The organism is Streptomyces sp. NRRL S-378 (assembly GCF_000720645.1).
Classification (GTDB): domain Bacteria; phylum Actinomycetota; class Actinomycetes; order Streptomycetales; family Streptomycetaceae; genus Streptomyces.
Genome location: NZ_JOBX01000111.1, coordinates 1 through 10,124 on the forward strand (window position 1 = coordinate 1; position 10,124 = coordinate 10,124).

Consider the following 10,124-nt stretch of genomic DNA (forward strand, 5'->3'; position numbering starts at 1 on the left):
GTGGGGCGGGTGGGGCCGGCTTCGGACGCGGTGGCGGCCGCGCGGGCCTCGGGGTGGTTCCGCGGGTGCGGGATGGCCGGTACGCCGTCCATCTGTCGTCCCCCCTGCCTTCCGTCGGTGTAAGGGTCAGTCTGCCCTGTCTCGCGCGAACACGTCAGCCCGTCCATGACCGATCACAGACCAACTAGCTGACGGTTCGTCAGATCGGCGCTACGGTATGAGCCATGGAGACCTTCCCGAAGATCATCTCGGTGGACGACCACACGGTTGAGCCCCCCCACGTCTGGCAGGACCGGCTCCCGTCCAAGTACCGGGACATCGGCCCCCGCATCGTCCGCGCCCCGCTCAAGGAGATGACCTTCCTCGGCGGCAAGTTCGCCCCCGTCATGGGGGCCCGCGGCGACGACGGCCCGATCGGCGACTGGTGGGTGTACGAGGACCTGCACCGGCCGCTCACCCGCCTCGACACCGCCGTCGGGTACGACCGCGACGAGATCAAACTGGAAGTCATCACCTACGAGCAGATGCGCCCCGGCTCGTTCTCGGTTCCCGACCGGTTGGCCGACATGGACGTCAACCACGTCCAGTCGGCGCTCTGTTTCCCCACCTTCCCCCGCTTCTGCGGCCAGACCTTCACCGAGGCCAAGGACCGTGAGCTGGGGCTCCTCGGCGTACGGGCCTACAACGACTGGATGGTGGAGGAGTGGTGCGGCCCCGACGCCCGCGGCCGTCTCATCCCGCTCACCCTCATCCCGCTCTGGGACGCCCGGCTGGCCGCCGCCGAGGTCCGCCGCAACGCGGCGCGCGGCGTCCGCGCGGTCGCCTTCTCGGAGATACCCCCGCACCTGGGCCTGCCCTCGATCCACACCGACGAGTGGGACCCCTTCCTCCAGGCGTGCGACGAGACCGGCACGGTCATCGCCATGCACATCGGTTCCTCGTCCCGCATGCCGTCCACCTCTGCGGACGCCCCGCCCGCGGTCGGCTCCACCATCACCTTCGCCAACTGCTGCTTCTCCATGGTCGACTGGCTGATGAGTGGCAAATTCGAACGCTTCCCCCGTCTGAAGATCATGTATGCGGAGGGCCAGATCGGCTGGATCCCGTACATCCTCGAGCGCGCCGACGTGGTCTGGGAGGAGAACCGCGGCTGGGGCGGGGTCGCGGACAAGGTGCTCCGGCCGCCGTCCGAGCTCTTCGCCGGGCACGTCTTCGGCTGCTTCTTCGACGACGCGTTCGGCCTGAAGAACCTCGACTCGATCGGTGTCGGCAACGTCCTCTACGAGACCGACTACCCCCACTCCGACTCGACATGGCCGAAGTCCCGTCAGGTCGGTGAGGCGCAGATGGGCCACCTCGCCCCGGACGTGGTGGACCGCATCGTGCGCGGCAACGCGATCGACCTGCTCGGGCTCACCCCGGACGGCCTGTGGCCGGGACCGGGCTCGGCCGCCTGACCCCTCGGCCGCCCCGGCTGCCGGCCGGCTCGGCCGCCCGGCCGGTCCGCTGCCCGACGGGCCCGGTCAGACCCGTGCCCGACGGCTCGCGACCGTGCCGGCCGGCGCGGTCACGAGCAGGAGCGACACGGCCAGGCCCGCCGCCGTGAGCAGCGGCAGCAGCACCCGTACGTCGACCAGGGCGACGAGGCCGGCGCCCAGCGCCAGGGCCGGCGCGTTCGGCACGAAGACCAGGGTGTTGGCGGTGGCGGCGGCGCGGCCCACGACGGAGTCCGGGACCTCGCGCTGCACGGTCGTCAGCGCGGCGATCAGCACGCACGGCAGGCCCGCGCCGATCAGTGCGCTGCACACCAGGGCCGCCGTGTCGTAGGGCAGCGCCCGCCCGCCGCACCCCAGCGCGAACAGCGCCGTCCCGGCGGCCGTGAACACCCGTACCGGCATCCGCCGCAGGAGCGGGCCGGCGACGAGCCCGCTCAGCACGGACCCGGCTCCCTGCACCGCGTACAGCACCCCCACGTAGGCGGGCGGGCGGCCCAGGACGTCGTCGGCGACCGCGTAGACCACCGCGCCGTTGATCCCGGCCAGGAACATCACGGCGGCGGCCGTCGCCACCAGCGGTCGCAGCACCGGTGAGTCCCACAGCCGGCGGCCGCCCTCCAGTGCCTCGGCGAAGCCGCCCGCCCGCGGGGCCGTCCGCTCCGGCGCGTCCCGCTCCACCCGCAGCATCAGGAAGAGACCGGCCGCCAGGGCGAACGTCACCGCGTCGAGCAGCGCCACCGAAGCCCCGCCGAACCGGGTGAACAGGGCTGCGCCCGCCAGTGGCGCGAGGAGCTTCATGCTCTCCCCGGCCGTCATCCGCAGCCCGTTGAAGTCGCCGAGGAGGCGGACGTCGACCGCCTTCGCGACCAGGGCGGCCTCCGCCGCCTCGTGGAGCGTGCCGCAGATCCCGTAGACGAGGAGGACGGCGAACAGCAGCCACACCCGGTCGGCCGAGTCGAGCAGGCACAACGCGGGCAGCAGCGCGGCCATCACGAGGCAGGCGGCCACGAGCAGGGGCCGCCGCGGCAGCCGGTCGGCGAGCACCCCCAGGGCGGGCCCGGCGAGCACCGGCGCCCACATGGCGAACACCGTCAGTGCCGCGAGGCTGTCCGAGCCGGTGAGCGACTTCACCCAGACCCCGGCCACCAGCCACATCGCCGTCGTGCCGAACCCGGACACCACCACCCCGAGCAGGTAGATCCCCGCATTGCGGTCCCGCAGGACCCGCCCGCTTCCCCAGTCGCCCATGGGGTCAGCGTGCGTCTAAGGCCTGCCCGCGCGGATCGGTCACCTTCCCCAGGCGTTCCCTGCGCGTCCCCTGCGCGTCCCCTGCGCGGACGGGCCGCCCGGTGCGGGCGGCCCGTCGCGGAGCGGGGGACTACTTGGGGGCCGTCCAGACCTGGCGCTTGTTGGTGTTCGCCGTGTACAGCTGGACCACCGTGCCGTTGGCGGTCGCGCCGCCGGTGACGTCGAGGACCTTGCCCGACGCCACGTGGACGATCTGGCCCTTGGCGTTGACCGACCAGCGCTGGGCGGCCGAGCCGTTGCAGTCGTGGAGGCTGATCTTGTTGCCGTTGGTGCTCGCGTTGCGCGCGTTGTCCAGGCACTTCCCGAGCGCGCGGAAGGTGCCGTCCTTGCCCAGGATCCAGGACTGCGCGGCGGTGCCGTTGCACGTGTAGAGCTGGATCTGCGTGCCGTTGGCGGCCTTGCCGCCCTTGACGTCGAGGCACTTGGAGCCGATCCCGCCCACCTTGCCCTGCGGCGACAGCTTTGCCCCGGCGCCGGCCGCGAGGCGGCGCAGGCCCTGCACGTCGAACTGCTGGACGTAGGTACCGGCCCGCTTGTCCTGGTAGGCGTAGGCGGGGGAGCACATGACCGGGAACTGGCCCGAGTCGGTGCCCTTGACGCAGTCGCTCCTGTTCAGGCTGCGGTTGGCGTGCGTGAGGCCCAGCGTGTGCCCGAGCTCGTGGCTGATGTGGTTGCGCATGTACGTCTCGCCCATGGCGGCCGTCGGCCTGCCGGCCGGGGTGAAGAACGAGTCGTCGATGTAGGCGTGTCCGCTGGTGACGGTCTCGGCCTCGGAGGAACTGGTGAAGCCGCAGCTCAGGTTGGCGGTGCCGGTGCCGTCACGGACGACCTTCCAGCCCGTGCTTCCCATGGTGCCCTCGCCGGCCGGCGGGACGCACGGGCGGTGCAGCACGCCCACGATCACCTCGCCCTTGGGCCGTACGTAGTCCCAGCCGACCGGCTTCGTGTCGACGGTGACCGGCAGGTTCGTGATGCGGCGCAGGTCCGCGGCGGAGGCCTGGACGTACGGGCCCAGCCAGTCCGCGGACTTCTGGTCGTAGAACTTGATCGTGTAGCCGCTCGCCAGCCACTTGGTCGCGCCGCTCAGCTTCCAGCCCTCGCCCTGCGGCGGGGTGGGCGCGGCGGGTGCCGCGGGTGCGGCGGCCGCGGCCGACCTCGGGGCGGCCATCGGTGCCGCCTGCGTGCCGAGCGACATGACGCCATTCCTGAAGACCGTTCCGTCGCTGCCGTGGGTGGTGGAGTCCTCCGCGTGGGCGTCGGGCCCTTCGCCGGTCCACGGGAGGCCGTCCGCGGTGCCGTCCGCGGTGGCGTCCCGGATGCTTTCCGCGGCGTTCGTGGTGTCCTCGGTGCCGAACGCGGTGGAGGGGAGCTGAAGGGCTCCCACGATCGCGGCCACGGCCGCCGCGGCAACGATGGATATCCGGTGCTTGCCTGTGAATCGCAAGTGTTCGTTGCCCTCTCGTCAAGAATCCCTTTCCGCGGGCCCGCGCGACGGCGGGGGCGGCGAGAATCGAAGCGATGATAGGTCAATCGCCCAAAGGGCTTGCTAACGGCCCGAGTTGACGGGCGCGAGGGGACTGCTGGGGGTGACGGACCGGCTACGCAGGGGTCGTCACGTGCCTTGCACCCGGCCCTGCGGGCAAGGCATGCTTCGCCAGGGCAAAGCGGAAGGATCATCATGCCGGTGGACAAGCGGAGCGTCGTGACGGCGGTGCTGTGTGCGGTGGCGGCACTGGGGGCTTCCGCGGCGGTCGCGAAGCTCGCGCCACCGCCCGAGGCGACCGCGCCCGTACGGGCGAAGGCCGCGCAGCCCTCCCTCTCGCCGACGGCTCCCTCGCGCTCGCACGCGCCGAAGCCCCAGCTGTCCGCGCAGCCCGGGACCACCCTGCCGCCGGGCGTCACGCCCCCGCCGGGCGGCCCCGCCGCCTTCACCGGCGCCCTGTTCACCAACGGCCTGGACAGCGACCACTTCTGCACCGCCACCGTGGTGCACAGCCCCGGCCGCAACCTCATCGTCACCGCCGGGCACTGCCTGCTCGCCGGGAAGCAGGGCGACGGGACCGCCGTCTTCGCGCCCGCCTATGCCAACGACGTCGCCCCGTACGGCACATGGAAGATCGAGGAGGTCTTCGAGGACGAACGCTGGGCCGAGGGAACGGACGACGACTACGACCTCGCCTTCGCCACGCTCGCCCCCGACGCCCAGGGCCGATCGATCGAGGACGTGACCGGCGCGGCCGTGCTCGACACCACGGGCCGGGCCGGCGAGGAGGTCACGGTCACCGGCTACCCCGCCGACCGCAAGATCCCCCGCACCTGTACGGCGACCGCGGTCCGCGAGAGCGCGACCCAGCAGCGCTTCGACTGCGCGGACTTCCCGGGCGGCACCAGCGGCAGCGCGTGGATCGCACGCGACGGCAAGATCGTCGGCATCCTCACGGGCGGCGACACCGACGACGTGTCGACCAGCACGGTCCTGGGCGACTACGCGGCCTCCCTCTACACCAAGGCCACCGCCAGGAACACCAAGGCCCCCTAGAACTCCTGGAACCCCGGCGGCCGCCGGTACGGGATGCCCGGGGCCGGGGTCAGGGGACGAGGCCCAGGTGGACCGGTTCGAGCGGGGGGTTCTTGAGGAGGTCCGAGAGGCGGGGCGGCCAGACCGGTTCGCCCAGGGCCGCCAGACGTTCCGCCGAAAGCCACTGCCAGTGGATGCCGGGGGACTCCAGGACCGGTTCCCGGAGCGGTCCCGTGGTGACGTAGATGTGCTCGTGCTGGCGCACCGGCACGCCCTGGTGCGTGAAGTCGTGCTCCCAGGTGCACAGCAGGCGCTCCGGCTCCAGGTCGGTCCACCCGGTCTCCTCGCGCAGCTCGCGCCGCACACAGTCCTCGGGGCTCTCGCCGGGGTCGATCCCGCCGCCGGGCGGCAGCCAGTGGATGCCCACCTCCACGTTGTCCTCGCGGAAGAGGAACACCGACCCGGTGGGGGACAGGATGACAACGCGTGCCGCGTGACGTGGAGTTCGCCTCATCGATTCAGGGTACGTCGGTGATCGGCTCCGGGGGACGGGCCTGCGCTCCCCGTCCGCCCCGGAGCCGGTCACCGCGTGGCGACGGCCTACGCCGTGGCCAGCGCCGGCGTCGGCGACAGCCGGGCCGCGCGCACCGCCGGGTAGAGGCCGGCCGGCGTGCCGATCACCAGGGTCGCGGCGAAGCCGCCGCCCACCGCCCACAGCGGGACCACCCAGGGCATGCCGCCGGTGCGGGCGTGGACCGCCGTGGCCACGCCGCCCAGGACGATGCCGGCCGGCCCGCCGAGCCCGGACAGCAGCAGCGACTCCGTCACGAACTGGATCCGGATCTGGCCCTTCGTGCCGCCCAGCGAGCGGCGCAGGCCGATCTCGGGCCGCCGCTCCAGCACAGAGACGATCATGGTGTTGGCCACGCCGACCCCGCCGACCAGCAGTGCGATCCCGCCGAGGCCCAGCAGCAGCGTGCTGAAGGCGCCCTCGGTGGCCGCCTTGGCCTGAAGGACCGCCGACGGGTCGGTGACCGCGACCGCGCTCGGGGTCTGCGGGTTGGCGGTGTGCGCGATGAGCGCGGAGCGTCGCCCGGCGCCTCTCCCGGCCCGCTGCCGAAGTCGGGCCTCCCGTGCGAGCCGGGCCGCGCCTGCGCCCCGGCGCAGCGGCGGCCGCCGGGAGAGACGCCCACCGCCGAGGATCTGAAGACCTACGCCTACACGCAGAACCTCTCGGACGCCGTCACCGGGGCGACCCGCCACCGGCTGCTGACGTACTCGCTGCTCGCCCTGGCCCTCTTCGCCGTGCTGTCGATCTGGCTCGCCTGGTGGATGGCCGGCCGGGTGCTGCGCCCCGTCGGCGTGATCACCGGGACGGCGCGCCGGCCGTCCGGGGAGAACCTGCCCGAGCGGATCTCCCTCGACGCCCCGCCGGGTGAACTCAAGGAGCTGGCCGACACCTTCGACGCGATGCTGGGCCGGATGGAGCAGCTGGTGTCCGCGCAGCGGCGGTTCGCGGCGGGCGCGGCGCACGAGCTGCGCACCCCGCTGGCCGTGCAGCGGGCAGCGGCCGAGATCGGTTCGGCCGGGGACCCATCGCCGGAGAAGGTCGCCCGGATCCGCGCCAGGCTGATCGGTGTCGCCGACTCCAGTGAGCACCTGATCGGGTCGCTGCTGCTCCTCGCGGTCGGCGAGCAAGGGCTGGAGCCGACGGAGCCGGTGGACCTGGCGGCGCTCGCGGCCGCCGAGCCGGCGGCCTGCCCGCAGGAGGGCCTCACGGTCGTACGGACCTTCGCGCCGCTGACGGTGACCGGCGACCGGGTGCTGCTGGGACATCTGCTGGGCAACCTGCTGACGAATGCGGTGTGTCACAACCGCGCGGAGGGCCGGATCGCCGTGTCTACGTCTGTGGACGGAGAACTGACGGTGTCGAACACCGGTCCGGTGATCGATCCGGAGGACGTGCAGGGGCTCCTGGAGCCCTTCCGCAGGCGGGTCGAACGGCAGCACACCGCAGGTGAGGACGCCGGGTTGGGCCTTTCGATCGCCGCGTCGATCGCCCGGACGCACGAGGCGGAGCTGACGGCCGCGGCCCAATCCGGGACCGGGGGGCGGCCTGACGGTCCGTGTCCGGTCCCCCGTACCCGGCGTGGCGCGCACAACGCGGACAAACCAGCTCTGATGGTGCGCTGATGTACGGTCGGTTGAATGAGCAAGCACGCCCGAGCACGCTCCCGCCCCGCCCGTACGAACCGGGCGGCCCGCCGCGCCGCCCTCGCCGCCACTCTCGGCCTGGTGACCTTCACCGCGGGATGGGCGTACGTCGCCCAGGGCCCGGACAGAGCCGCGGGCGCGGCGCAGGCCCGCGCGGACTCCCGCCCCCAGCCCGTGGACCGGGTGGCGCGCGACGTCCGGCGGTCGCCCATGCAGGGCCTGACGGGGATCAGCGAACAGACCCGGGCGCGGATCCCGGCCGAGTCCCGCCAGCTGATCCTGGTCACCGGCAGGGCCGTGGACTCCTCGGAGTCGACCGCCACCCTGTACACCCGTCCCGAGGCCGGGGCCGACTGGGTCAAGGCCGAGAGCTGGCCGGCGCGCAACGGTGCCCGGGGCTGGTCCACGGAGCGCACGTACGGCGACCTGACCTCCCCGCAGGGCGTCTTCGCGCTCACCGACGCGGGCGGGCTGCTGTCCCCGCCGCCGGGGACGCGGCTCCCGTACGACGAGGACCGGGGCTTCGTCGCCACCGGCCGTGGTGTGAACGGGGAGTCCCTGGTGGGGTCCTTCGACTATGTCGTCGCCATCGACTACAACCGCCGCCCGGGCCACTCGCCGCTGGACCCGGTCAAGCCGGACGGCGAGGACAAGGGCGGCAACATCTGGCTCCACGTGGACCACGACGGCCCTTCCCAGGGCTGCGTGGGCATTCCCAAGGAGGCCATGCGCAAGGTCCTGGAGACCCTGGACCCGGCGGCGAAGCCGGTCATCGTGATGGGTCCGGAAGGGTTCTGACGGGGGTGCGCGGGCCGCGCAGCAGCAGCCCGATGTAGGCCAGGTCGAAGACGCTGCACAGGATGCCGAGCCCGAGGACGAAGGGAGCGTCCTCGATCACCCCGAAGAGCAGGGTCGGGGCCAGTGTGCCGAGCCATTTGGCGACGGCGATGGTCAGGGACTGGCCCAGCGGGCCCTGCCGGGCGGCGTACATCGCGATGAAGAGGCCCGACATCAGCAGGTTCTGCAGGAAGGCCGCGTAGCGGGTCGCGTCGTGCATCCCGAAGTGCGCGAGGAACATCCACTGCACGGCGAAGCCGGTGCCGAACACCATCAGTGACCAGCCGGCGAAGACCGGCCGGGTGACGAACGCGGGCAGCTCGGCGCGCCCGAAGCGCAGGTACGTCCAGATGATCACCACGTCGGCCGTCGCCCACACCACGTTCACGACGCCCTGGGGCGAGAGTCCGTCCCGGAACTCCAGGACCGCGTAGGTCGCCTCCCAGGCGAAGTTCAGCGCGAGCGCGGCGACCGGCATCGCGTACGTCCGGTCCCGCAGCCCGACGCGGATCGCCTCCACGTACACGACGGTCCAGGCGACGCCGCTGACGAGCGTGAGCATCAGATCCACGGCCCGCACCCTAGGGGGTGCTCCCCGCCCGGGAAAGGTGCGCGTCGGCACCCCCCTCTTGTCTGACGAGCCGTCAGGTATCACGATGGCCCGGCACCGCTAGGACGAATCGGCAGACGAAGGCGAGGCGGGCCCGCCATGGCGCGCGTGTTTCCGGAAGGTCGGCTGGTCTACGGGATGCAGCTCCCTGTCCAGTCGCAGAGCACCCTCTACGCCGAACCCTGGGAGGCGGCGGCCGGGGCCCGCGATCTCGCCGAGATCGCGCGGGCCGCCGACCGGTCGGGCTTCGGATACCTGGCCACCTGCGACCACGTGGCCGTTCCGCGGCGGCTCGCGGGGCCGATGGGCACCGTCTGGTACGACCCGGTGGCCACCCTGGCCTTCCTCGCCGGGATCACCGAGCGCGTGCGGCTGATGAGCCACGTGGCGATCCTCGGCCTGCGCCACCCGCTGATCAGCGCCAAGCAGTACGCCACCCTCGACCACCTCTGCGGCGGCCGGCTGATCCTCGGCGTCGGCGCCGGTCACGTCCAGGAGGAGTTCGAGGTCCTCGGCGTGGACTTCGCGCGCCGCGGCGCCGTCCTCGACGAGACCCTGGACGCGCTGCGGGCGGCACTGGGGCCCGAGGAGTACCCGGAGTTCGAGGGCGGGCTGTTCTCCTTCAAGGACCTCGGGCAGCTGCCGCGGCCCGCCCAGGAGCGGATCCCCGTCTGGGTGGGCGGCTCCTCGCCCGCGGCCGTACGCCGGGCCGCCGTCCGCGGGGACGGCTGGCTCCCGCAGGGCGACCCGCGCGACCGGCTCCCGGCGCAGATCGCCCGTATCGCGCGGCTGCGCGCCGAGGCCGGCGTCACCGGCCCCTTCGAGGTCGGTGCGATCACCGAGGCGCTGTACGTCGGCGAGCCCGGCTGGGACACCGGCCGCCGCACCCTCACCGGGAAGGCGGAGGTGCTCGCCGAGTCCCTGCGCGAGTACCGGGCGCTCGGCGTGGACCAGATCCAGGTCCGGTTCCGCAGCCGCGACCGTGCCGAGCTCGTCGACCAGATCACCGCCTTCGGGACCGAAGTGGCCCCGCACCTCAACGACTAGGCCGTTTCTCTCGGATCATCTGATCGTTGGTTGATGTGTGTCGTTGACTGACGCGCAGTGGGCGCGGATCGAGCCGTTGCTGCCGGACCGGACG

9 protein-coding genes and 1 pseudogene are annotated in these 10,124 nt (G+C 72.7%); 5 read left to right on the forward strand and 5 right to left on the reverse strand.

What is annotated here, in order from left to right; all coding sequences use genetic code 11:
- Positions 1 to 224: 224 nt before the first annotated feature.
- Positions 225 to 1,457, forward strand: coding sequence for an amidohydrolase family protein (locus tag IH80_RS0137045; RefSeq protein WP_030966273.1), 1,233 nt, complete (start codon positions 225 to 227; stop codon positions 1,455 to 1,457).
- A 66-nt stretch (positions 1,458 to 1,523) separates the two neighbouring features.
- On the opposite strand, the gene IH80_RS0137050 is transcribed toward IH80_RS0137045, so the two are convergent.
- Positions 1,524 to 2,744 carry an MFS transporter gene (locus tag IH80_RS0137050; protein WP_030966274.1) on the reverse strand — a complete coding sequence of 407 codons (1,221 nt, stop codon included), beginning with the start codon at positions 2,742 to 2,744 and terminating at the stop codon, positions 1,524 to 1,526.
- A 130-nt stretch (positions 2,745 to 2,874) separates the two neighbouring features.
- Positions 2,875 to 4,248 carry a ricin-type beta-trefoil lectin domain protein gene (locus tag IH80_RS0137055; RefSeq protein WP_030966276.1) on the reverse strand — a complete coding sequence of 458 codons (1,374 nt, stop codon included), beginning with the start codon at positions 4,246 to 4,248 and terminating at the stop codon, positions 2,875 to 2,877.
- 234 nt (positions 4,249 to 4,482) lie between these two features.
- Here IH80_RS0137055 and IH80_RS0137060 point away from each other — a divergent pair, with 234 nt between their 5' ends.
- Positions 4,483 to 5,343 carry a trypsin-like serine peptidase gene (locus IH80_RS0137060; protein ID WP_030966277.1) on the forward strand — a complete coding sequence of 287 codons (861 nt, stop codon included), beginning with the start codon at positions 4,483 to 4,485 and terminating at the stop codon, positions 5,341 to 5,343.
- 49 nt (positions 5,344 to 5,392) lie between these two features.
- On the opposite strand, the gene IH80_RS0137065 is transcribed toward IH80_RS0137060, so the two are convergent.
- Both IH80_RS0137065 and IH80_RS0137070 read right to left on the reverse strand, forming a co-directional pair.
- On the reverse strand, positions 5,393 to 5,836 hold the full coding sequence (locus IH80_RS0137065; protein WP_030966278.1) for an NUDIX hydrolase: 444 nt from the start codon (positions 5,834 to 5,836) through the stop codon (positions 5,393 to 5,395).
- 86 nt (positions 5,837 to 5,922) lie between these two features.
- Positions 5,923 to 6,390, reverse strand: a pseudogene (locus IH80_RS0137070) (ABC transporter permease); the annotation flags it as partial.
- Here IH80_RS0137070 and IH80_RS40235 point away from each other — a divergent pair.
- Together IH80_RS40235 and IH80_RS0137080 are read left to right on the forward strand one after the other, a co-directional pair.
- The gene (locus IH80_RS40235; RefSeq protein WP_234432518.1) at positions 6,391 to 7,515 is read left to right on the forward strand and encodes a sensor histidine kinase; all 1,125 of its coding nucleotides are present in this window, start codon (positions 6,391 to 6,393) and stop codon (positions 7,513 to 7,515) included.
- A gap of 15 nt (positions 7,516 to 7,530) precedes the next feature.
- Positions 7,531 to 8,334, forward strand: a complete 804-nt coding sequence (locus tag IH80_RS0137080) for a L,D-transpeptidase family protein (RefSeq protein WP_030966279.1) — start codon at positions 7,531 to 7,533, stop codon at positions 8,332 to 8,334.
- Here the strand turns inward: IH80_RS0137080 and IH80_RS0137085 are convergent.
- Positions 8,306 to 8,935: a hypothetical protein gene (locus tag IH80_RS0137085; protein ID WP_030966280.1), complete on the reverse strand. Its 630-nt coding sequence runs from the start codon at positions 8,933 to 8,935 to the stop codon at positions 8,306 to 8,308. The genes IH80_RS0137080 and IH80_RS0137085 overlap by 29 nt on opposite strands.
- Before the next feature lie 147 nt (positions 8,936 to 9,082).
- Between IH80_RS0137085 and IH80_RS0137090 the strand changes: the two genes are divergently transcribed.
- Positions 9,083 to 10,030, forward strand: coding sequence for an LLM class F420-dependent oxidoreductase (locus tag IH80_RS0137090; RefSeq protein ID WP_030966281.1), 948 nt, complete (start codon positions 9,083 to 9,085; stop codon positions 10,028 to 10,030).
- Positions 10,031 to 10,124 lie beyond the last annotated feature (94 nt).

Coding starts and splice junctions, on each gene's coding strand:
- IH80_RS0137060 (WP_030966277.1), top strand. CDS start 4,483: ATGCCGGTGGACAAGCGGAGCGTCGTGACGGCGGTGCTGTGTGCGGTG.
- IH80_RS0137085 (WP_030966280.1), bottom strand. CDS start 8,935: ATGCTCACGCTCGTCAGCGGCGTCGCCTGGACCGTCGTGTACGTGGAG.
- IH80_RS0137080 (WP_030966279.1), top strand. CDS start 7,531: ATGAGCAAGCACGCCCGAGCACGCTCCCGCCCCGCCCGTACGAACCGG.
- IH80_RS0137050 (WP_030966274.1), bottom strand. CDS start 2,744: ATGGGCGACTGGGGAAGCGGGCGGGTCCTGCGGGACCGCAATGCGGGG.
- IH80_RS0137090 (WP_030966281.1), top strand. CDS start 9,083: ATGGCGCGCGTGTTTCCGGAAGGTCGGCTGGTCTACGGGATGCAGCTC.
- IH80_RS0137045 (WP_030966273.1), top strand. CDS start 225: ATGGAGACCTTCCCGAAGATCATCTCGGTGGACGACCACACGGTTGAG.
- IH80_RS0137065 (WP_030966278.1), bottom strand. CDS start 5,836: ATGAGGCGAACTCCACGTCACGCGGCACGCGTTGTCATCCTGTCCCCC.